Source organism: Flavobacterium gelidilacus DSM 15343, assembly GCF_000422685.1.
GTDB lineage: Bacteria > Bacteroidota > Bacteroidia > Flavobacteriales > Flavobacteriaceae > Flavobacterium > Flavobacterium gelidilacus.
Map to the genome: position 1 here is coordinate 295,894 of NZ_KE383903.1, position 23,198 is coordinate 319,091.

Consider the following 23,198-nt stretch of genomic DNA (forward strand, 5'->3'; position numbering starts at 1 on the left):
GTAAATATTGTTATTTGTGTTCAGTGAACTTTGTTTCAGAATCTTTTAATTAAGATTCGATTATTTATTGATTATTTACAGATTACTTCTAGAAAAAATCAGTTGCAAATTTACATTTTATAATACTAAAGTTAAAACTTTGTTGTTATATTCTATATAAACCAATTTTCTTTTTTATTTTTACAACTTAATTTAACATGTACTATGGCTTCATCATTTGAAAAGTATAATAAAAGAAGACTAATTTCATCGTATTTTTCAGTAATTTTAAGTATATTCTTGGTGCTTTTTCTTTTAGGAGCATTGGGATTATTTGTGATTAATTCTAAAAAACTGACGAATGATTTTAAAGAAAACATTCCTATGACTGTGTTTTTTAAAAATGATGCAAAAGATAGTTTGTTGAGTGCCTTTGACGTAGACTTGAAAAATTCAATATTTATTAAAGAGTACGCTTTCATTCATAAAGACAGTGCTGCCAAAAATAATGTTGATATTGTTGGCGAAGATTTTATGGAGTTTTTAGGAGTTAATCCATTACAAAATTCTTTTGATATTAATCTAAAAGGGGATTACGTTCAAGCAGATAGCATCAAAAAAATTGAAACTGAAATCAAGAAAAACGAAATGGTTTCTGAAATCATTTATGACAAACAATTAGTAGATTTAGTTAATGACAATATCAAAAAAATAAGTCTTTGGATGTTAATTATTAGTGGTGTATTGGCTTTGGTAGCTATGCTTTTAATTAATAGTTCTCTTAGATTATCTGTTTATTCGCATCGATTTACAATCAAGACAATGCAAATGGTTGGTGCTACAAAATCATTCATTAGAAAACCATTTATTTGGAGAAGTATTAAACTTGGGTTAATTGGTTCAACTTTAGCAGTTGTCGGATTATTAGCTTTAGTATATTATGCCGATTCAAAATTACCAGATTTAGGAATTTCAAAAGATTATCTTTCATTAGGAATTGTAATTGGAAGTGTTTTCCTCGTTGGAATTGTAATCACTTGGATAAGTACGTATTTTGCAACACAACGATTCTTGAATTTAAAAACGGATGATTTGTATTAGATTACAGATATTCAGATTTTGGATTTTCAGATTAAAAAAAATATTAATTAAAAAGATTTCCGTTTTCACGGAAAATGAATATGAAAAACGAAGAAAACAAACCTGCTTTTTTATTTGAAAAAGTAAACTATAAGATTTTATTCATTGGAGTTGCTATTATTGCCTTAGGATTTATTTTAATGACAGGTGGCGGAACTGATGATCCAAACACATTTGACGAAGAAGCGTTATTTAGTTTTAGACGAATTAGATTAGCACCAACATTAGTTTTAGCTGGTTTTGGTGTTACTATTTATGCGATAATGAAAAATCCTTTTAAAAAATAGTGTTTAGTGATCAGTATTAAGTAGACAGATTTCTACTAATTACAAATCGCTAATCATTAATCACTAAAGATGAATACACTACAAGCCATAATTCTTGCCATAATTGAAGGATTAACCGAATTTCTACCTGTTTCTTCAACAGGTCATATGATCATCGCATCTTCTTTTTTTGGTATTGCTCAAGATGATTTTACCAAACTTTTTACCATTGTAATTCAACTAGGAACTATACTTTCTGTGGTAGTTTTGTATTTCAAGAGATTTTTTCAATCGGTAGATTTTTACTTTAAATTATTTGTTGCTTTTATTCCTGCAGTTGTTTTGGGGTTATTATTGAGTGATTTTATTGATTCACTTTTAGAAAACCCAATTACGGTTGCCATATCATTGGTTATTGGTGGAGTTTTACTTTTAAAAGTGGATGATTGGTTTGGAAATACTCCAAAAGAAGAAGTTCCAGAAGAAATTAGTTATCCAACGGCTTTTAAAATTGGCCTTTTTCAATGTTTAGCTATGATTCCTGGAGTTTCACGAAGTGGTGCAAGTATTGTTGGAGGTATGACTCAAAAATTATCACGAACAACAGCAGCAGAATTCTCGTTTTTCTTGGCTATTCCTACAATGTTTGGAGCAACAGTTAAAAAATCTTATGACTTTTATAAGGCTGGTTTTGTCTTAACAGATGAACAAATAAACTTATTAATTATAGGAAATGTTGTTGGTTTTGTTGTGGCTTTAATTGCTATAAAATCATTTATTGGTTATTTGAGTAAACATGGTTTTAAAATATTTGGTTATTATAGAATTATTGCCGGAATTGCTGTTTTGTTAATTCACTTTTTTGTTCAAAAATTAACTGTAATTTAATGACAAAAGAAGATATCTTAAACGGACAAGTACTTTTGATTGACAAACCTATAAAATGGTCATCATTTCAAGCGGTTAATAAATTGAAATATGCTTTAAAAAATCATTTCGATTTACCTAAAAAATTCAAAATAGGTCATGCCGGAACTTTAGACCCATTAGCAACTGGTTTATTGATTATTTGTACAGGAAAATTCACGAAAACTATTTCAGAAATTCAGGCTCAAACTAAAGAATATACTGGAACTATTTCAGTTGGATCCACAACTCCTTCTTACGATTTAGAAACAGAAATTGATGCTACTTTTCCAACAGAACATATTACTGAAGCATTAATTCTAGAAACTACAAAACAATTTTTAGGAGAAATTGATCAAAAACCACCTGTTTATTCAGCTATTAAAAAAGACGGAAAACGTTTATATGAACATGCAAGAGCTGGTGAAGAAGTTGAAATTCAATCTAGAAAAACAACGATTTACGAATTTGAAATAACAAGAATAGCTTTGCCAGAAATCGACTTTAGAGTACAATGTAGCAAAGGAACTTACATTCGTTCTTTAGCTTATGATTTCGGATTAGCTTTAAATTCTGGTGGACATTTATCTGCTTTACGAAGAACAAAAATTGGCAATTATAGTGTTGAAAATGGTGTTTTACCTGATGATTTTGTAAAAAATTTATAAGAATGAAGCAGCTAATAGTCCTTTTTTTGCTATGCATTACTACTTTAGGTTTTTCACAAGAAGAAGAAAAACCCTTATCATTTGGTGATTATACACAATTTGAAATCTCAATTCCTTTACAAGGAAATAAAAATCGAGGGGAAGTTTTTCCTGATGGAAGCACAAATAATAATTGGTTTCTTCCAGATGGAATAAATGCTAATTTTGGTTATGGATTTCATTTTAATAAGTGGATTGGTGTTTCTGCAAATTCAGGAATTGCAATGATGATTTCCGAGAAATTAATTATGTCTCCTGTTTTTTCAAATTTAAGAATTATGCCTAAAATTAGTTCTGATTCTCGTTTGGGAATTGATATTGGTTTAGGAAAAACATTTGCAATTGGTCGTGGTGATTTAACGGGTGATTTTAAACGAATAAAGTTAATTTACGAAAATAGTGACTATCAATATTTTATTGAAGTTGTTAATTACGGAATTGACATTCATAATAAAAGCAATTTAGGAAGCATCAGTTTTGGAATTGCACTAATCAATTTTTAATGAAGAAAATCATACTATTATTACTTATCTCTTTTTCTGTATTTGCTCAAAAAAAAGCAACACTAAAAGAAGGAGATATTATTTTTCAATCTATGAATTGTGATTTATGCAAAGCTATAAATGCAGTTACAGAAGGGTTTGATGGAAAGGACTTCAGTCATTTGGGATTGATTTACATTCAAAATGATTCCATTTATGTAATTGAAGCTGCTGGAAAAGAAGTCAAATTAACACCTTTAGAGATTTTTAAAACTTACACGACTGAAACCATGTATGTAGGAAGATTAAAAAGAAAATATCGAAAACACATTCCAAAGGCAATAGAATTTTCAATGTCTCAAATGGGTGTTCCTTATGATGAGGCTTATTTATATGACAACGGAAGTTATTATTGTTCGGAATTAATTTACGATGCTTTTTTATCAGCTTATGAAAAACCGTTTTTCGAATTAACGCCAATGACTTTTAAGGAACCAAATTCAAATCAATATTTTAAGGTTTGGATTGATTATTACGAAAACCTAAAAATCGAAATTCCAGAAGGAAAACTAGGTTGTAATCCTGGTGGAATTTCGACTTCTGATAAGTTAAAAATTATAGGTGTGATTTAACTTTTTTCCGAAAATCCAACTTCCGAAAATCCGAAAATCACTTTTAAACCAATTCCTTACTTTTCATTAATTGCATGATTTCGTTTTGAGTAGAAACTCCTTTATCATGTAAATACCATTTTTGTAATTCTACTTTTATAGGTTCGTCAACTACACCATTTGCAGCTTTATAATCAGCAATAAGTTTTCTTGCAGGTTCTGGTCTTGGTCCAAAATCACCTATTACATTATTATCTTCATCAATAATGATTAATTTCGGAATTGCCATTCCACCATTAGTCAAAAAATCATTCATTAAAGATTCATTCTCATCTCTAAGAACAATTTTTAAATCAATGTTTTCAGACAAATCAGCCATTTTATTAATAATAGGTAAAATCTGTGCAGCATCACCACACCAACCTTCTGCAATTACTAACCAAGTATATTTTTTGTCTAATTGATTAATTTGTGTTTGAACTTCATCTGTAATTTTAATAGTTTTTTCTAAACGATTCATTCTAGTTTCATTCAATTCAGAATAATGCAATAAATCTTCAGACTGAGTATTTCCTGTAGATTTTCCTTGATTTATTAAATTAGAAACCTTTTCTCTGTAAGCGTTGTATGTATAACTTTTTGCTAAAGCTTTTACTATATTTGTGTTCATGATAATTTAATTATTTATTACACAAAATTACCACTAAATTTGACACCTGAAAGTAAGCTATGTTACATAACAATCAATTAAAATGGATTTTTCTTCAAAATCAATAGGTTTAGTATTATCTGGTGGTGGTTCCAAAGGAATTGCTCAAGCTGGAGCTTTAAAATTTTTAGAAGAACAAAACATAAAACCTTCTCATATTGCAGGCACGAGTGCTGGTGCAATTATTGCTGCTTTGTATGCTTATGGTAAAAAACCTGAGGAAATATTAGAGTTTTTTAAATCCATTTACTTTTTTCATTGGAAACATTTTACTTTCAAAAAAGCAGGAATTGTAGATTCTGATTCTTTTAAAAGTTATTTCAATACCATCTTTAAAGACACAACAATTGGAGAGTTAGCTATGCCAACATTCATAACTGCAACCGACTTGGTAAAAGGAAAACTAAAAGTTTTTAGACCTGAAACAAAAATAACAGATGCTGTTTTGGCTTCATCTTCATTTCCTGGTATGCTTTCTCCTTATGAGTTAAACGGCAAATTATATAGCGATGGTGGGATTTTAAATCATTTCCCATCCGATTTATTACAAGGGAGATGTGATTATATTATAGGTGTTTATGTAAGTCCAATTCAAACTATTGAAGCAAAAGATTTGAGATCTATAAAATCAGTAACTACAAGAGCTTTTGACTTATTATCTGCTCAAGGAAATTATCAAAAATTTAATTTGTGTGATTGGGTGATAGAACCTAAAGAATTAGCCAATTTTAGTACTTTTGAAACCAATAAGCTAAAAATGGATAAGATTTTTGATATTGGTTATCAAGCTGCAAAAGCTTCATTTGAAAATTTGAATCTATAATTATAAACTAGATTTTTTTTAATTTAGATAATAACTATATTTGCATCACAATTTTGAATCTTAATTACAAGATTTTGAACTAAATTCAGAATAAATGAAATACAAAAGAATTCTTCTAAAGTTAAGTGGCGAAGCCTTGATGGGCGACAGAGCTTACGGAATTGACCCAAAACGTTTAGCTGAATATGCTGCTGAAATCAAAAAAATTCACGAAAAAGGCATAGAAATTGCTATTGTAATTGGTGGAGGAAATATCTTTAGAGGTGTTGCTGGTGCAAGTAATGGAATGGATAGAGTTCAAGGTGATTACATGGGAATGCTTGCAACTGTTATTAACGGAATGGCTCTACAAGGTGCTCTAGAAGAAGCTGGAATGCAAACAAGACTACAAACAGCCTTAAAAATTGAAGCTATTGCTGAACCGTACATCAAAAGAAAAGCTACTCGTCATTTAGAAAAAGGTAGAGTTGTGATTTTTGGTGCTGGAACAGGAAATCCTTATTTTACAACAGATACAGCTGCAGTTTTAAGAGGTGTAGAAGTAAGTGCTGATGTAATTTTAAAAGGAACTCGTGTTGATGGTGTTTACACATCTGATCCAGAGAAAAATAAAGACGCTACAAAATTTGATTCTATTACATTTGAAGATGTAATTGCTAAAGGATTAAATGTGATGGATTCAACAGCTTTTACATTGAGTCAAGAAAATAAATTACCAATCATTATTTTTGATATGAATATTGAAGGAAATTTATTAAAAGTATGTGAAGGTCAAACAATAGGAACAACAGTTACAATTTAATTTAGAATTCAGAAAAAAGAATTTAGAAATATAAAAATAAGAAAAATGACTGAAGAAATTAACTTTATTATAGAAACAGCAACAGAATCTATGAATGGTTCAATCGCTCATTTAGAAAAAGAATTTTTAAATATTAGAGCTGGAAAAGCTTCACCTCAAATGTTAGGTGGTGTTTTTGTAGATTATTATGGCTCACTAACACCATTGTCTCAAATAGCTAATGTTAATGCTGCTGATGCAAGAACTTTAACCGTTACACCTTGGGAAAAAGCAATGATGCAACCTATTGAAAAGGCAATTCAAATTGCTAATTTAGGATTAAATCCTATGAACAATGGTGAAAACATCATTATCAATGTTCCAGCTTTAACGGAAGAACGAAGAAGAGATTTAGTAAAGCAAGCTAAAGCTGAAGCTGAAGATGCTAAAATCGGAATCAGAAATGCTCGTAAAGATGCTAATAACGATATTAAAAAAGAAGAGAAAAATGGTTTAGCTGAAGATATTGCTAAATCAGCTGAAGATGATATTCAAAAATTAACAGATACTTACATCAAGAAAATAGATGAGCATTTAGTTCATAAAGAAGCTGAAATAATGAAAGTATAAATTTTAAGTCCTGATTAACATCAGGACTTTCTTTTTTAAATATCTTTGTATTCAATCGAAACTTTTTAAATGCGATATTCATATCTCTTATTTTTACTACTACTTACAAACTTTATTTTTGGTCAAACAAAAATCAAAGGGCAAGTTATCGATTTTGATACTACAATTCCAATTGCTTTCGCAAAAATAACTTACGACAAAACAACTGTTTTTGCTGATTGGGAAGGTAAATTTTCATTAGAAATTACGGATTTCAAAACACCTTTATACATACGCTACAAAGGCTATTATGAAAAACCTGCTTATGCTTTAAATGATGGAAAATTATTCATCATTAAATTAACACAAGACATCAATAAAATAAAAAACGAATATTATTCGCTTAATAAAGTAAATCATATCGTTAAAAAAGTAATCGAAAACAAAAAAAATACGCAACCAGAAAAAGCGCTAGATTCTTACGAATATAAAAATTACGAATACATTCAAGTAACTGCAAATCCTGATAGTATTTCTGGAGAAATCGATAAAATTTACAAAAGAAATCTTTTTGGCAAACAAATTTTAAAACTTGATTCTACAAACTACAAATTCAAAAAATTAGTTGAAGAAAGTCATATTTATCAAACTGAAAAAGTCAATTTAATTCAACATAATCAAAACACTTCAAAAGAAACAGTTTTGGCTACTCGTATGGCTGGTTTTAAAGAACCTTTGTACGAATTTTTAGGCTTAAAACTAATTTCTTATTCCGTTTATGATAATCCTTTTGAACTTTTAGAAATACCTCTTCAGAATCCAATTTCCAATTATGGTAGAAAATTATATACATATCATTTATTAGATTCAACCGAAATTCAAAGTCGAAAAGTATATCGCATTTATTTTGAACCAAAAAAACTAAGAGCCAATAGATTAAGAGGTTTATTGTATGTTGATGCAGAGAATTTTTCGATTGCAAAAGCCTATTATCGAATTTATGGAATTGTGAATGTAAACGCGACTTATACCTTCAATTATCTTAAAAAAGAAAACATTTGGTTCCCAGAAAAACGAAAAATTATTTTAAGTAAAGGAAGTAATTCAGAAGATTTAAACATTCTTGGTGGTACGATGAAATTTAGATCTAGTTTAGAACAAGGATTAGACAACAATGCATCAGACAGAACTGTGTTAATAATAGAATCAACTCCTTTTGACATAAAAATAAACGAACCCGTAAAGCTCAACTTTGACGGAATTAAAGTATATGTTCCTGAAAGTAGTTTAAAAAAATCGGAAAAATACTGGAATTCAATTGCAAAAGACACTGTTGATATTCGAAAAATGAAAACCTATACTTCATTAGACAGTTTGTCTCAATCGAGTAATATTGAGCGTAAAATATTTTTAGGAAAAAAAATAATTAATGGTTATTTGCCTATAAGTTATGTTGATTTGGATTTGAGAAGTATTTTAAAATACAACAATTATGAAGGTTTTAGAGTAGGATTTGGAGCTGTTACAAATAATAAAGTTTCAGAAGAATACAAAGTTGCTTTTTATGGTGCGTATGGCTTTAAAGATGAAGGTATTAAATATGGCATTACTCCATCATATCTGCTAAATAAACTAGATGAAACATGGCTTAGTCTTTCATTTATTGATGATGTTAGCGAAATTGGTCAAACTACTTTTGCTACAGATTCAAGGAGATTTCGTGTTTATGATCCAAGACCTTTTAATATTTCTACTTTTTATAACAATAGAATTTCTTCTGCTTTTATTGAAAGTAAAATTCTACCTAAAACAGCTGCTTATTTCTCCATTTCTCAAAGCGAAATAACTCCATTATTTGATTATACTTTTCTCAACAACGGGCAAAGTTTTTCTAATTATAATTTAACATCTGCTCAATTTGCTATTCAATGGAATCCTTTTAGTAGTTATATGCAAACACCTTTGGGTAAAATTGAAATCGAAAAAAGACATCCTAAATTCTCTTTACAAATAACACAAACTATCCCAGAAATATTGGGAAATAATTTTGACTTTACTAAAATTGATTTTAAAACTTTTTATGAAATTCAGTTTTTATCTGGTCAAAAAAGTTCCTTTCTCTTTCAAACAGGTATAGCTTTTGGCGATATTCCTCTGACACAATTATATGCAATTGCACCAAATAATTTAAATAAAGATGCTATTTTAAAACGAATAACTTTTGCAGGTAAAAACAGTTTTGAAACCATGTATTACAATGAGTTTTTCTCTGATAAATATGTTTCAATGCAACTAAAACATACATTTAATAGAGTTAATATTGGCTATAAACTAAATCCTGAATTTACAGTTGTAACACGAATGGCTTTTGGAACCATAAATAATCCTGAAAACCATATTGGCTTACCCTTTAAATCTTTAGAAAAAGGCTTTTTTGAAAGTGGCATTGAATGCAATAAACTGTTTAAAGGATTTGGCTTGGTTGCCTTTTATCGCTATGGAAATTATCAATTAGCTAACTTTGACGATAACATTGCTATTAAGATTTCTTATAATCTTGATTTAGGGCTTTAAAAATCTCCTAGAGTATTACTATAAAAACCAGCTTCTTTTTCAAAAAAATTATCATAATATTTTTCTTTTTGATATTCAATTAAATATAAACTATTAATAATTGGTGATTGAAAGTCATAATAAAAGAGCTTGTCATTACTGAAAAAGCTTGAATCAGAAAACAATTTTTTAATTGGTTTATGCATAAACGAATTTACAAAATTATAATCATAATATTGATAAACATGAATAATCTCATGCGAAAAAGTATCTTTTGCATTAATGTTATTTTTATTTAAAACAATTGATGTGCCAAATGTGTAACCATTATATTCATTCTTGAAAATTTTATTATTATCACTTGAAAAAATAAATTCTCCAGAAGCTATTGATTTTTTAAATTCAAAATCATTAGTAAGTGCTATATAAGAGGTAAATAAAAATGAAACAGGCATAATTTTGTATTTGACTCTAAACTGCTCTTTTGGATACAATTCTATTCTATTAAAACCTATATTGATATGGAGTTTAGAAAACATTTTCTTATTTAAAGAAGCATTTTCTATAATAGAAGTACCTATCGAATTATTTAATTTTGCTAACCAACTATACTCATATTTTTCTTTTATAGCAATTTCGCCAATACTTAATTTACTCAAATGCACAAAACCACCACCTATTGAACCTTTTAAAAATCCATTTGCAAATACCTTTAAAGGTTTTTCATTTTTAGAATTATTAATTAACGCTCCTATTCCACCTACAAAACCCCCAAGACCTACATTGTAAGCCCCGAATTCAATCTTATTTTGCTGTGAATAGCTGTTTGAAAGAAAAGCTAATACAAGTATTGTTATTTTATGTTTTATATTCATTTTTAATTAAAATTAAGATTAGTAAAGTTAATAATTGTAAAACTGGAATGAAAAAATATTTTGAAACAAAACTGGAATATAAACTTTTGTCTAAATATCCGTTTTTTTTAACATTAATCTCAAATAAAGTTAATTCCCTATTGCTTTGTTTGATTATAACACCATGTTTATCCATAAAGTAGCTCAAACCAGTGTTTGAAGCCTTTATTATTGGTTTTCTACATTCAATAGCCCTTAGTTTTATAATGTTATCATATTGCTTTTCCCCAAAAAAAGAATTGTTAAAAAATTTTTCACTAGTTAAAAGACATATCAAATTAATATTATCTATGTTTTTTGAAACATAGTTAGAAGAAATTATCTCATAGCAAATGACAGGCAATTCTTTTGATAAAACCTTAATAGTCTTTAAATCATCATTATCTATATAATCATAAGATATTCTTTTAGGAAATAGTTTTCTCATAAAATTTGGAATGTATTCTGAAAATGGCACAAGTTTATCTTTTGTTTTAATTAACATTTGTCTTTCGTTAAATAAAACAACAATATTTGAAATTTTACCTTTTTCTAATACTCCCGTACTACCAAAATAAATTTCTGTGTTGTTTTTTTTGCAAATAGCTTTTAAATAATCATAAACTAAAGTGTTTTCGAAATTTTTATAACTTATTGATCTAAAAGCCTGTTCTGGCAACAAAATTTTATCTACGTTAAAATAATCTACTTTTTTCTTTAAATAAAAAGCAAGTTCTTCATTGTCAATATATTTATTTATTTTGTAGAATTTTTCAGGATCAAAAATTAAATAATTTAATTTTATGGTAGTTGAATTATCTACTTTTCCGAAAACGCTATAAATACCAAAAATATACAATCCACTTATAAAAAGTGTTGAATATAAAATTTTTGCTTTAAAATTTTTGCTTTTATAAAGAAAATAGGATAAAATTAATAATATAAAACTACCTCCAACACTACCTATTAACTCATAAATTTGAGGTAAAAATTTGGAATTTGAAAGACAATTGCCAATAATCAACCACGGAAAAGTAAAGTCTAAATAGTCTAAAAAAAATTCAAATAAAATCCAAATAGGAATAAAAGCAAATAAACATTTCTTCAAATACTTATTTATAAAATAATATAATGTGAAAGGGGAAAAATAATAAATAAAACTTAAAAAAAAAGCGTATATCCCTTCTTCTATATTAAACATCCAAAATAAAACACCAAGATGCCAGATAAAAATGTATAATAAAGAAATTGAGAAAAAAGTTTTAAAACTTGAATTCCTATATTTATCTATATCTTTGAATAATCGAAATAAAAAATAGATAAATAAAATTCCAATATAATTCCATGATAAAAATACTGTTAGAAAAAGAAGAGAAAAATCAAAAAAGAGAGAGGGTAATTTACGCTTATTAGTGTAATTACCCTCTTTTCTTTCTGCATAAATAAGATTACTTTTCCAAAACAACATTTTTGCTTACTTTACTAAAGACAATTAATGAAGGTTTTTCAATTTCATTAATTATATAATTACCTCTTAATATATTTAAACTCAAACTTGCTCCTTTTGGAAATCTTTCTAAATCATCTTCTGTAAAAGTATATGAACCATTGTCTAAAGTTGCAAGACCATCTGAAATGAACTTATTGTTGTCAAGCATCATTTCCAAATCTGTTTGTCCAATTGGCGAATATGTTAAAAACACAATTACACCCTTTTTGTTTTTTTGATCTATATTCCAATTAATGGTAGAACCAACTTGTAAATTTTTTTCATTGTAATTTAATTGTATTAATTTAGGAAAGTATATTTCAGTAATTTGATTTTCAATTTGATATTTCAAATTTGAACCAAATAAATTTTTCTTTAATTCTAAACTATTATTACACTCTTGAATATTAATGATTTGGTTATTATTATTAAATAATTTTAATCCTCCTTCATTTCCTTGTCTTTCAGATATATTAATGTTAACAGGGTTTTTCTGAGTAGTCTCAAACTCATTGCTTTGTAACAAAACAGTACCTTTTCCCTTTAGTTGTGCCATATCTATTAAATATTGCCTAAAATTAATTTCTGATTCTTTTAAATCAGATGTATCATATTCGCCATAACAAGATATTATTAAAAATAAGCTTGCGAAAATTGTTAAAAATTTTAATGTGTTTTTCATAATTTTTTTTAAGGATTAAAATCAAAATTAAAATCAATATAAGCGTTTAAACCACTCATGTCTCCTAATGTGGTTTTACCTGAATTCATTTCAAGCATACCCGAAGAATCTATAGTATAACCTTGATTATATGAAGGATTTAAATATATTGGTTGACTAACATTTCCACTTACCCATCCTTGAAAAGTTTGTTCAAATTCATAAACAACCCTTGAATAAGGCATAACACCACCTGGTTGATAATTACCAATAGGGCTGGGTACCGGTTTATTAAAATCTGTTGTGGCAGAATTTTCACCTCTCTCATAATAAGTTATTTTTATAACAGCTTCAAAATTTTCTGGTGGCAATTTTATGTCCATGTTATTAGTTCCTGAACTATTCTCTAACGACCTCACCCAATTAAAACTTGGGCAACTAGGTGAAGTAACTTGTACTTCACATAAATATTTAGTTGGATCAAACATATTTTGCCCAGGTACGTTGCCGAATCTTAAGTCTGGGTTTGGAATATAACTCACATTATTAGCGTTTCTATAAGGGTTGACTGTAGACCCATTAAACAAAATAGTGATTTTTCCATCTCTTTGCTCAGAAATTTGACAATTTGGATATGCTTCTGGTGGCTGTTTAAAAAAACTTGATAAAAAAAATATTCCTACAATAGCAATAGGAAATACAATTATCAAATTAAGGCTTTTGAATTTTCTCATGTGTTTTTTTTTAAATTTACAAATTCAAACTTAATTAATCATTTTTTTTATTATCTTAGCTTTACCTATAATTTTTATCATCACACCTATAACTTAAAAAATGAGTATTGGAAAAACATTAATAAAAGAGAGATTAAAAAGAAAGTTATCTCAATCCGAAGTTGCTAACTTGTTAAGTGTTTCACAAAGTTCTTATAGTGAATGGGAAAGTGATATAGCTATACCAAAAACAGAAAATCTTGTAAAAATATCTGAATTTTTTAATGTTGAATTAAAAGAATTATTGTCTTTCATTCCAAATATTTATATTGGCAATAACAACATTAATGTAATTACTGGTTCAAATGTAAAAGTTGATTCAACAGAAGCAATAATAAAGTTAGCTGAAGGCTTAGAAAAACTTACCAATTTAGTTGAAAAATTGATTTCAAGATAATTGAAAAGATTAGCTTTTTTGAATGTTTTATCGCTATGGAAATTATCAATTAGCTAACTTTGACGATAACATTGCTATTAAGATTTCTTATAATCTCGATTTAGGGCTTTAAATTATTGTAATTCTTTGGTTTGAAAACGAACTATTTAATCAATAATACGTAACTTTGCAGACTAAATTTTAGAAAATGTTTAAATGGCTAAATAGTCGTTTTTGGAATTATATTGCAGGACGAATTTTACGTAATAGAGTTGCGCTACTAATATTAGTTGGGCTTTTCACCGTTTTTATGGGTTTTCAATGGAAAAACATGCGTTTTACCTTTACAGAAGCCAACTTACTTCCAGACAATCATGAAGTAAACCAACAATACCAATCATTTTTAGATAAGTTTGGGGAAGAAGGAAATTTAATCGTAGTAGGATTTAAAGATTCAACCTTTTTTACAGCTAAAAATCTTAAGATTTGGGACGATTTTGTAGATGAAATAAAAACTGATAAAGCGGTTGACTTAACACTTTCCATTGAAGATTTACAAGTTCTTTCAAAAGACACTATTGCTCAAAAATTTAATCTCGTTCCTTTTGTAAACAAAAAGTCAATTACTGATGCTTATGTTAGGCAAAAAGAAAAAGAACTTTTTAATGATTTACCTTTTTACGAAGGCATGTTATTTAATAAAAAAACTGGAGCTGTTCGTTTTGCCATTTATATCGATAAAAAAATAGTAAATACTTCAGCTCGTAAAGATTTTGTTTTCAAACATTTCAGTCAAGAAAAAATTGATGCTTTCGAAAAAGAAACTGGTATTGACATGCACGTTTCTGGAATGCCTTACATTAGAACTTTAAATGCACAAAGCATAATTGATGAAATTGGATTGTTCGTAGGTGCAGCTTTATTAATTACATCATTGCTATTTTTCTTCTTCTTTAGAAGTTTTAGAGCCACATTAATTTCTATGTGTGTTGTTATTATTGGTGTAATGTGGTCTTTTGGAACATTAGGCTTATTGCATTACGAAATTACCGTTTTAACAGCAATTATTCCACCTTTAATCATTGTAATTGGAATTCCGAACTGTATATTTCTAATAAATAAATACCAACAAGAAATAAAACTGCACGGTAACAAAGCAAAATCTTTGCAACGTGTAATTTCAAAAGTAGGAAATGCTACTTTAATGACTAACCTAACTACAGCAGCTGGTTTTGCTACTTTCATGTTTACGGATAGTAAATTATTGACTGAATTTGGTATCGTTGCGTCATTAAACATTGTTTTCTTATTTATACTTTGTTTAATTATTATTCCAATTATATATAGTTATATGCCTTTACCAAAGGACAAACACCTGGAACATTTAGGTAAAAACTACATGAATTCATTCATTAAATGGATTGAAAACGTAATAAAAAACTACAGAATTGCTGTATTTGCAACTGCCATAATTGTTCTGGTTTTAGGTATTATTGGAATAAATCAAATAAAAGTTTCGGGAAGTATTATTGAAGATATGCCTAAAAAAGCACCTTTCTTTAAAGATATTTTATTCTTCGAAAATGAATTTGATGGTGTAATGCCACTAGAAATCATGATTGACACCAAAAAACCAAAAGGCGCCATGAAATCGGCTACTTTGAAACGAATTAATAAACTTCAAGAAGAAATTGAAGAGATTCCCGAATTATCAAAACCCGTTTCTATTGTTAATTTGGTTAAATATGCCAAACAAGCTTACTATAACGGTAATCCTGACTATTACGAATTGCCAACTAGCAAATTAGAAGAAGGTTTTGTATTGACTTATGTTAAAAATTCAACGCAAGAAAACAGTGAAAATCTTTTAAAAAGTTATGTTGATAGTACCGGACAATATGCTCGTGTAACAACTTTCATGAAAGATATTGGAACCGATAAAATGGCTAAGATTGAAGAAAGACTTCAAGAAAAAATTGATAAAATATTTCCGAAAGAACGATACGAAGTCACTTTAACAGGAAAAGCATTTGTCTTTGAAAAAGGAACACATTATTTGGTTCACAATTTAGTTTTATCATTAGTATTTGCCATCATTTTGATTTCACTTTTAATGGCTTATTTATTTCGCTCCTTTAAAATGATAATTGTCTCTTTATTGCCAAATATATTGCCCTTAATTATGACAGCTGGTTTGATGGGCTTTTTAGGAATTCCGATTAAACCTTCTACAATTTTAGTATTTAGTATTGCTTTCGGAATTTCCGTTGATGATACGATTCACTTTTTAGCAAAATACCGTCAAGAATTAAAACAAAACAATTGGCGCATAAAAAAATCAGTTTACAATTCCATCAAAGAAGCTGGTGTGAGTATGTTTTATACTTCTGTAGTATTATTCTTTGGCTTTTCAGTGTTTACACTATCTAGTTTTGGAGGAACAATTGCTTTAGGAAGTTTAGTTGCTCTAACGTTATTATTTGCCATGATTTCTAATTTAGTATTATTACCAGCTTTATTATTATCTTTAGAAAAAACAATTGCCAACAAAGAAGAATTTATAGAACCAACAATAGATATTTTATCAGAAAATCATGAAGATGATGAAATAATAAATCAAGATTAATTTTTACAGTTATAATTAAATTAGAAAAGAATGAAACATACTAAAGTTATCGACCTTTTAAACAGCACAAAAACACTACACGAAGTAACAGCTAAAGGTTGGGTTAGAACATTTAGAAACAATCAATTTATAGCGTTGAATGACGGTTCAACGATCAATAATATTCAATGTGTTGTCGATTTTGAAAACACACCAGAAGAAACATTAAAAAGAATTACAACTGGTGCTGCTGTTTCAGTAACTGGAATTTTACAAGAAAGTCAAGGAAAAGGACAAAGCGTAGAAATTCAGGTTACTAAAATCAAAATATTAGGTGATTCAAATCCAGAAGAATATCCTATTCAACCCAAAAAACACTCTCTTGAATTTTTAAGAGAAAATGCCCATTTACGTGTAAGAACAAATGCTTTTGGTGCTATTATGAGAGTTCGTTCTGTACTATCTTTTGCAGTACACAACTACTTTCAAGAAAAAGGATTCGTTTATGTAAACACACCAATTATTACAGGAAGTGATGCTGAAGGTGCTGGTGAAATGTTTAAAGTAACTGCTTTGCCTTTCGATAAAACTCCAAGAACAGAAGAAGGAAACGTAAATTATAAAGAAGATTTCTTTGGAAAAGAAACAAACTTAACGGTTTCTGGCCAATTAGAAGCTGAAACATATGCAATGGCTTTAGGTCAAGTTTATACTTTTGGACCAACTTTTAGAGCAGAAAACTCAAATACTTCGCGACATTTAGCAGAATTTTGGATGATTGAACCAGAAGTAGCTTTTAATGACTTAGATGCAAACATGGATTTGGCGGAAGATTTTATTCAAAATGTAATCAAATATACCATTGATAAATGTGGTGATGATTTAGCTTTCCTTGAACAACGTTTATTGGATGAAGAAAAATCAAAACCTCAAGCTGATCGAAGTGAAATGAGTTTGTTGCAAAAATTAAACTTCGTTTTAGAAAACAACTTCAAACGTGTTTCTTATACTGAAGCGATTGATATTTTAAGAAATTCGACACCAAACAAAAAAGGTAAATTCAATTATATCATTAAAGAATGGGGAGCAGATTTACAAAGTGAACACGAACGTTATTTAGTGGAAAAACACTTTAAATGTCCAGTAATTTTGTTTGATTATCCTGCAAATATCAAAGCATTCTACATGAGATTAAACGATAATACTGAACCAGGGAAAGAAACTGTTCGAGCAATGGACATTTTATTTCCAGGAATTGGTGAAATTGTTGGTGGTTCACAAAGAGAAGAGCGTTATGATGTTTTAGTGAAAAAAATGCACGCTTTAGGAATTGAAGAAGAAGAATTATGGTGGTATTTAGATACTAGAAAATTTGGAAGTGCAGTTCATTCAGGTTTTGGATTAGGATTTGAACGTTTAGTTCTTTTCGTAACTGGAATGTCGAATATTAGAGATGTAATTCCTTTCCCAAGAACGCCACAAAACGCAGAATTTTAATATTAGTAACTAAGTCGCAAAGTTAGAAAGTATTAAAAAAATGATTAAATTTAATCCATAAACACGAGAAAACTTAGCCACTTTGTTGCTTAGTTACTCCGTAACTATAAAATGCTTAAACACAGTTTACAATTTAAATTATCACAGAAATTATCTCCACAACAAATTCAGTTGATGAAGTTAATTCAATTGCCTACGCAAGCTTTTGAACAACGTTTAGAAGAAGAATTAGTTGAAAATCCGGCTTTAGAAAATGGAAAAGATGAAGTAGAAGATTATGATGATGATTTCAATGATTCTTCTGACGATTATGATGATGATAACGAAAGAATTGAAACTGACATCAATATTGATGAATATTTAAGCAATGACGAAACACCTGATTATAAATATCAGGCAAATAATTATAGTGATGATGATGAAGATAAAAGCAGACCAATCGCTGCTGGAATTAGTTTTCATCAAGATTTAATCAACCAATTGAATACGTTTATCCTTAATGATGAAGAACGAAATATTGCCGAATTTCTTGTAGGAAGTATTGATGATATGGGTTATATCAGAAGGACTATTCAAGATATGGTTGATGATATGGCATTTACACAAGGTGTTTACACTGATGAAAAAACGGTTGAACGCATTCTGCTTATAGTGCAAGAATTAGAACCTTCAGGTGTCGCAGCTCGCGATTTGCAAGAATGTTTATTGCTTCAATTGAAACACAAAACACCAAACGAATCTATCGATTTAGCTACTCATATTATTGAAGATCAATTTGATGCTTTTTCTAAAAAACATTACGAAAAATTACTTCAAAAATTTGATGTTTCTAAAGACCAATTGCGAAAAGCTATTGATGAAATTGAACGATTAAATCCAAAACCAGGTGGTTCGTATGGTGGAAATCTTAAAATGACAGAACATGTTGTGCCAGATTTTACTATTAGAATTATCGAAGGTGAATTAGATTTAACTTTAAACGGAAGAAACGCACCAGAACTTCATGTGTCTAAGGATTATCAAGACATGTTGAAGACTTATAAAGATACAAGCGAAAAATCAAATTCTCAGAAAGATGCTGTTCAGTTTATCAAACAAAAATTAGATTCAGCTAAATGGTTTATTGATGCTATAAAACAACGTAGTGAAACTCTATTTGTGACTATGAATGCAATTATGCATTATCAGGAAGAATTCTTTTTAGATGGTGATGAAACAAAACTTCGTCCAATGATTTTGAAAGACATTGCTGATTTAGTTGGATTGGATATTTCTACGGTTTCTCGTGTTGCAAATAGTAAATATGTTGATACACCTTACGGGACAAAACTTATTAAAGATTATTTTAGTGAATCTATGACTAATGATCAAGGAGAAGAAGTTTCAACAATTGAAATTAAAAACATCTTACAACAAGTTATTGAAAACGAAGACAAAAAGAAACCTTATCCTGACGATAAATTAGCTGAATTGTTATTAGAAAAAGGATACCCAATTGCTAGAAGAACTATTGCAAAATATAGAGAATTATTAGATATTCCCGTTGCTCGTTTGCGTAAGAAGATATAACTCCAACTATGGATTTAAAAAAAATACTCCCTTTATTTTCTTATATATTTCATCCCATATTTATTACATTTTATGGGGTTATACTTTATATATGGTTATCTGATTTAGGACTTAATTCTTTGTCCTTAGTATTATTAATTCAAGTTATAATATTGACTATGTTGTTGCCTTTATCCATTTATTATTTACTAAAGGCAACTGGTTACATAAAGTCATTTACAGAAGCAACAATCAATGAAAGGAAGTTTCCCATATTGCTTCAAGCACTATTTTTATTTATTTTATTAAAATTTAGTGGTTTTATAGAAGATTTACCAGCAATATACTATTTCATGATAGGTGGATTAATATCATCAACAATAGCTTTTATGCTAACTTTTATAAACTTTAAAGTAAGTTTACATATGATTGGAGTTTGTTCTTTGTTAGCCTTTACAGTAAGCTTATATGTGTATTTGAATGTTGCAATCCTTCCGTTAATCGCTTTGTTCTTATTATTTGTTGGATCCGTAGCTTCATCAAGATTATATATGAAGTCTCATGATTATATAGAACTTTTTACTGGTTCTATGATAGGAATACTCTCTCAAATAATTTTGTGGCAATTTTATTTATAAAATATAGAAAACAAATCCAATATTTAAAGAGCTAAGTTCTAATTTTTTATTGTTCAACTGAACATCTTTAAAAATTGGGGAAAGCGAATATTGTACATAAATATTTCCCGTATTATTTCCTACAGACAAATAAGTTGCATATTTAATTTTAGATAAATCATTGTTGTTTCTGACGGTTATGTCTTCAGTTGATGATTTAAAAACCGATTTGTCAGCAAATAAATAAGAAATTTTAAAGCCACCATATATTCTCCAAAATTTATGACTTTCAAAAGTTGAGTTCCTCCAACGAATTTCTATTGGTAAATCCAATTGATGCAGAACTAATTTATTTTTATCGAAAGTATTATCTATTGTATAATTTAAAGTATTACTTGAATTATCAATTTTAATATTATTCTTTAAATTATTATATGAATACCCTAAACCAGCAGCAATTGCCCAAGTTCTCTTTTTATTAAAAGGCATGTCACGTAGAAAACCAACGGATAATCCAGAAGATAACGAGTGCTTACTAAAACCAGCAGGTCTATTCTGCACAAGATTCAACGAAAAAGTTGCATACATTTGATCTTCTCTATACAAAGAATCAACGTCTATGTTTATATCTTCTTGAGAAAATACTACACTAGTAAAGAGAATAAAAAAAGATAACAATAAGTTTTTCACGTTCTAATTTTTTATAAAAATAATAAAAAAAGGCATCCAAATGGACACCTTTTAATTTTTATTACAGCAAAAATATTATTTAGTAGTAACACTACCTTGCGTAGTTGTGTAATTAACTTTTAATTGTTCTGCTTTTCTTAATTCTTGTTTGATATCTGTTACTAAACCCATTTTTACATCTTTATCAATTTTTAATGAAGCGGTTAAATATGGTTCTGCATCAGAGTTTCTAGCTGCTCTTTCTGATGTAACAAAACTTTGAATGTCATTAGCATTAGATAATCTGTCATTTAGTTGTATTCTGGCATTGCTACCATAAGTACTTTGATATCTTTCGCTAGGCTTACCAGCATAAATATACATTACATACTCTTTTTTAAACAATTTAGATGTCTGATCAGCTTTTGGCAATTTATTCTCTATCATTAAATCACTATCTTTCATAGTAGTAGCAACCATAAAGAAAAACAATAGCATAAATACAATATCTGGTAAAGATGCTGTTGAAATTGCTGGCATGTCGCCCGATTTTTTCTTGTTAAATTTAGACATTTTCTAAAATTTATTAGTTACGTTTTGGTTCTGCTTCTGAAAGTCTTTGAGGAAATAATTCTTGAATATATTTAACTTTTTCCCCAACCTTTTCTAGTTCTTTGTCTGAATAATCCCCTTTTGATGCTGGATCACTGTATATGTATTCTAACTCTGAGAAAGTAATACCATATTTCTTAACACTTTCTCTGTTTCTTAAAATATTATAAGCTGCAACTAATTCATTTTGCACAGCAATATAAGTTTCATAAGTAGTTTCTGCATCATTAGATAATGAAATAACAGCTTTTGTTGGATTATCTGATGAAGACCCGTCTTTTGTTCCTTCACAATAAGAACAAGTTCCATCACCATTATTTTCCAAAAAACTAACAGCTTTTTCTCTTAAATCCTTTAGATCCATCAGTTCTTCGTTAACTAACAACTGATTGTTCATGTTAACTAAAACCGTTAAAATGTTACGTTGATTAATTGGCGGAACATCTGGTTCGTCTTGCATTGGTGGCAATTTTCTATTGATCCCTTGATCTACTCCAATAGTTGTAGTAACCAGAAAGAAGATAAGCAATAAGAAGGCAATATCTGCCATAGAGCCTGCATTTACTTCTGGTGGCGTACCTCTTTTCTTTGCCATACTATTATTTTTTTGCGTTTTTAAACATGAAGAAGAATAAAGATCCAACAGAAACTGCACCTAAAATATAAGTCATAGTTAAACCTGTACTTACTAATTTTGAGGCACTTCCTGAAACCAATAATTCTTTTTTTACATTGTACACATCTGAACCATCTGCAAAAATATAAGACAATACTAAAACTACAGCAAAAATTGCTAAAGTTATCATTGCTCTTTTTAATGCTTCTTTGTGTGTAAATAAATTCTTAAATACATATATTAAAACTACTGCAACACATGCAAATAGAATTACATAAGATAAATATATAAGGGGTGAAATCCAACTGCTGTTAACCGCATCACTACTAGCCATTATTAGTGCTAAAAACACTAAACTTAGTACTGCTATAACAAGAGCTGCTATTTTGATTACTTTATGTAAATTCATAACAGTTATATATTATTTATAGGTTATTATTTTTTATAGTCTGATAACATATCGATTAAACTGATAGAAGCATCTTCCATGTCGTTTACGATTGAATCAATTTTTGCAGTAATGTAGTTATAAAATACTTGAAGTATCATTGCAACAACAAGACCAAATACTGTAGTTAATAAGGCAACTTTAATACCTCCAGCAACTAAAGATGGCTCCATAGAACCCGCAGATTCAATGTTATCAAAAGCTTCAATCATACCAATTACAGTTCCCATGAAACCCAACATTGGTGCTAAAGCGATAAATAATGAAATCCAAGAAACGTTTTTCTCTAATTGTCCCATTTGAACTCCACCGTAAGCTACAACAGCTTTTTCAGCAGAATCAACTCCATGCTCATATCTGTCTAAACCTTGATAATAAATAGACGCAACTGGACCAGCAGTATTTCTACATACTTCTTTTGCAGCGTTAACTCCACCAGATTTTAAAGCATCTTCTACATCAGCAACTAATTTTTTAGTGTTTGTAGTAGATAAATTTAAGTAAATAATTCTTTCGATAGCAATTGCTAAACCTAAAATTAAACATAATAATACGATTCCCATAAATCCAGGTCCACCTTCAACAAAACGTTGTTTTAATTTTTGGGTAAACGAAACTTCTGCAACTGGTGCATCTTCTTCAACTGTAGTTGCTACCGCATTTGCTTCGTCTGCTTGAGCTGCAACATCTTCAACTTGTGTTTGTGCTGCTCCTGTAGAATCTGTAGCCTCTTGTGCTTGTACGCTTCCGAAAGCCATAATCCCTGTGATTGCTAAAATAGAAAATAATCTTTTCATTGCTCTTGTTCTTAAAATTTAATTAGTTAAT

General features: G+C 28.9%; 25 protein-coding genes. 15 read left to right on the forward strand and 10 right to left on the reverse strand.

The annotated features are described in order from the left end of the window. Positions 1-204 precede the first annotated feature (204 nt). The 6 genes from G507_RS0111065 (at position 205) to G507_RS0111090 (ending at position 4,112) form a co-directional block, all read left to right on the forward strand. A complete protein-coding gene (locus G507_RS0111065; RefSeq protein WP_026717532.1) occupies positions 205-1,080 on the forward strand; it encodes a cell division protein FtsX in 876 nt (291 codons plus the stop codon). A gap of 80 nt (positions 1,081-1,160) precedes the next feature. Next, entirely contained in the window at positions 1,161-1,406 is a 246-nt protein-coding gene (locus G507_RS0111070; protein ID WP_026717533.1) for a DUF3098 domain-containing protein, read from the forward strand. Between the two features lie 69 nt (positions 1,407-1,475). Beyond that, positions 1,476-2,273, forward strand: a complete 798-nt coding sequence (locus tag G507_RS0111075; protein WP_026717534.1) for an undecaprenyl-diphosphate phosphatase — start codon at positions 1,476-1,478, stop codon at positions 2,271-2,273. Continuing rightward, the gene (gene truB / locus G507_RS0111080; protein ID WP_026717535.1) at positions 2,273-2,959 is read left to right on the forward strand and encodes a tRNA pseudouridine(55) synthase TruB; all 687 of its coding nucleotides are present in this window, start codon (positions 2,273-2,275) and stop codon (positions 2,957-2,959) included. The genes G507_RS0111075 and truB overlap by 1 nt, the downstream gene beginning before the upstream one ends. A gap of 2 nt (positions 2,960-2,961) precedes the next feature. Continuing rightward, complete coding sequence (locus tag G507_RS16895; RefSeq protein ID WP_051191647.1) at positions 2,962-3,501, forward strand: hypothetical protein; 540 nt, start codon at positions 2,962-2,964, stop codon at positions 3,499-3,501. Continuing rightward, positions 3,501-4,112: a YiiX/YebB-like N1pC/P60 family cysteine hydrolase gene (locus G507_RS0111090; protein ID WP_026717536.1), complete on the forward strand. Its 612-nt coding sequence runs from the start codon at positions 3,501-3,503 to the stop codon at positions 4,110-4,112. The genes G507_RS16895 and G507_RS0111090 overlap by 1 nt, the downstream gene beginning before the upstream one ends. A 43-nt stretch (positions 4,113-4,155) precedes the next feature. On the opposite strand, the gene G507_RS0111095 is transcribed toward G507_RS0111090, so the two are convergent. Then, on the reverse strand, positions 4,156-4,761 hold the full coding sequence (locus G507_RS0111095; RefSeq protein ID WP_026717537.1) for a thioredoxin family protein: 606 nt from the start codon (positions 4,759-4,761) through the stop codon (positions 4,156-4,158). Positions 4,762-4,843: 82 nt separating this feature from the next. Here G507_RS0111095 and G507_RS0111100 point away from each other — a divergent pair, with 82 nt between their 5' ends. From G507_RS0111100 to G507_RS0111115, 4 genes are all read left to right on the forward strand, one after another. Then, a complete protein-coding gene (locus tag G507_RS0111100; protein WP_026717538.1) occupies positions 4,844-5,623 on the forward strand; it encodes a patatin-like phospholipase family protein in 780 nt (259 codons plus the stop codon). 94 nt (positions 5,624-5,717) lie between these two features. Further along, complete coding sequence (gene pyrH / locus G507_RS0111105) at positions 5,718-6,425, forward strand: UMP kinase (RefSeq protein ID WP_026717539.1); 708 nt, start codon at positions 5,718-5,720, stop codon at positions 6,423-6,425. 45 nt (positions 6,426-6,470) lie between these two features. Next, entirely contained in the window at positions 6,471-7,034 is a 564-nt protein-coding gene (gene frr / locus G507_RS0111110; RefSeq protein WP_026717540.1) for a ribosome recycling factor, read from the forward strand. Positions 7,035-7,103: 69 nt separating this feature from the next. Further along, a complete protein-coding gene (locus tag G507_RS0111115; RefSeq protein ID WP_026717541.1) occupies positions 7,104-9,587 on the forward strand; it encodes a DUF5686 family protein in 2,484 nt (827 codons plus the stop codon). On the opposite strand, the gene G507_RS0111120 is transcribed toward G507_RS0111115, so the two are convergent. From G507_RS0111120 to G507_RS0111135, 4 genes are read right to left on the reverse strand one after another with little or no spacing between them, the layout of a single operon-like run. Beyond that, positions 9,584-10,441: a hypothetical protein gene (locus G507_RS0111120; RefSeq protein WP_026717542.1), complete on the reverse strand. Its 858-nt coding sequence runs from the start codon at positions 10,439-10,441 to the stop codon at positions 9,584-9,586. The two genes, G507_RS0111115 and G507_RS0111120, sit on opposite strands and share 4 nt — an antisense overlap. Then, positions 10,425-11,927 (reverse strand): nitrilase-related carbon-nitrogen hydrolase, encoded by a 1,503-nt coding sequence (locus G507_RS0111125; protein WP_026717543.1) that lies wholly within the window; start codon positions 11,925-11,927, stop codon positions 10,425-10,427. The genes G507_RS0111120 and G507_RS0111125 overlap by 17 nt, the downstream gene beginning before the upstream one ends. Next, positions 11,908-12,630: a hypothetical protein gene (locus G507_RS0111130; RefSeq protein WP_026717544.1), complete on the reverse strand. Its 723-nt coding sequence runs from the start codon at positions 12,628-12,630 to the stop codon at positions 11,908-11,910. The genes G507_RS0111125 and G507_RS0111130 overlap by 20 nt, the downstream gene beginning before the upstream one ends. 8 nt (positions 12,631-12,638) lie before the next feature. Continuing rightward, complete coding sequence (locus G507_RS0111135; protein WP_026717545.1) at positions 12,639-13,343, reverse strand: hypothetical protein; 705 nt, start codon at positions 13,341-13,343, stop codon at positions 12,639-12,641. Between the two features lie 100 nt (positions 13,344-13,443). Between G507_RS0111135 and G507_RS17395 the strand changes: the two genes are divergently transcribed. The 5 genes from G507_RS17395 (at position 13,444) to G507_RS0111160 (ending at position 20,046) form a co-directional block, all read left to right on the forward strand. Next, positions 13,444-13,779: a helix-turn-helix domain-containing protein gene (locus G507_RS17395; protein WP_051191649.1), complete on the forward strand. Its 336-nt coding sequence runs from the start codon at positions 13,444-13,446 to the stop codon at positions 13,777-13,779. 187 nt (positions 13,780-13,966) lie between these two features. Then, positions 13,967-16,384: an efflux RND transporter permease subunit gene (locus G507_RS0111145; RefSeq protein WP_026717546.1), complete on the forward strand. Its 2,418-nt coding sequence runs from the start codon at positions 13,967-13,969 to the stop codon at positions 16,382-16,384. A gap of 30 nt (positions 16,385-16,414) precedes the next feature. Beyond that, positions 16,415-17,860: an asparagine--tRNA ligase gene (asnS, locus tag G507_RS0111150; RefSeq protein WP_026717547.1), complete on the forward strand. Its 1,446-nt coding sequence runs from the start codon at positions 16,415-16,417 to the stop codon at positions 17,858-17,860. Positions 17,861-17,971: 111 nt separating this feature from the next. Beyond that, positions 17,972-19,429 (forward strand): RNA polymerase factor sigma-54, encoded by a 1,458-nt coding sequence (gene rpoN, locus G507_RS0111155; protein WP_026717548.1) that lies wholly within the window; start codon positions 17,972-17,974, stop codon positions 19,427-19,429. A gap of 119 nt (positions 19,430-19,548) precedes the next feature. Next, a complete protein-coding gene (locus tag G507_RS0111160) occupies positions 19,549-20,046 on the forward strand; it encodes a hypothetical protein (protein ID WP_157496593.1) in 498 nt (165 codons plus the stop codon). On the opposite strand, the gene G507_RS0111165 is transcribed toward G507_RS0111160, so the two are convergent. The 5 genes from G507_RS0111165 to G507_RS0111185 form a co-directional block, all read right to left on the reverse strand. After that, a complete protein-coding gene (locus tag G507_RS0111165) occupies positions 20,041-20,715 on the reverse strand; it encodes a porin family protein (protein ID WP_026717550.1) in 675 nt (224 codons plus the stop codon). The two genes, G507_RS0111160 and G507_RS0111165, sit on opposite strands and share 6 nt — an antisense overlap. 75 nt (positions 20,716-20,790) lie before the next feature. Further along, positions 20,791-21,267, reverse strand: coding sequence for an ExbD/TolR family protein (locus tag G507_RS0111170; RefSeq protein ID WP_026717551.1), 477 nt, complete (start codon positions 21,265-21,267; stop codon positions 20,791-20,793). Positions 21,268-21,280: 13 nt separating this feature from the next. Continuing rightward, complete coding sequence (locus tag G507_RS0111175; RefSeq protein WP_026717552.1) at positions 21,281-21,901, reverse strand: ExbD/TolR family protein; 621 nt, start codon at positions 21,899-21,901, stop codon at positions 21,281-21,283. A gap of 4 nt (positions 21,902-21,905) precedes the next feature. Continuing rightward, on the reverse strand, positions 21,906-22,331 hold the full coding sequence (locus tag G507_RS0111180; protein ID WP_035666121.1) for a hypothetical protein: 426 nt from the start codon (positions 22,329-22,331) through the stop codon (positions 21,906-21,908). Positions 22,332-22,357: 26 nt separating this feature from the next. After that, positions 22,358-23,167 (reverse strand): MotA/TolQ/ExbB proton channel family protein, encoded by an 810-nt coding sequence (locus tag G507_RS0111185; protein WP_026717554.1) that lies wholly within the window; start codon positions 23,165-23,167, stop codon positions 22,358-22,360. Positions 23,168-23,198 lie beyond the last annotated feature (31 nt).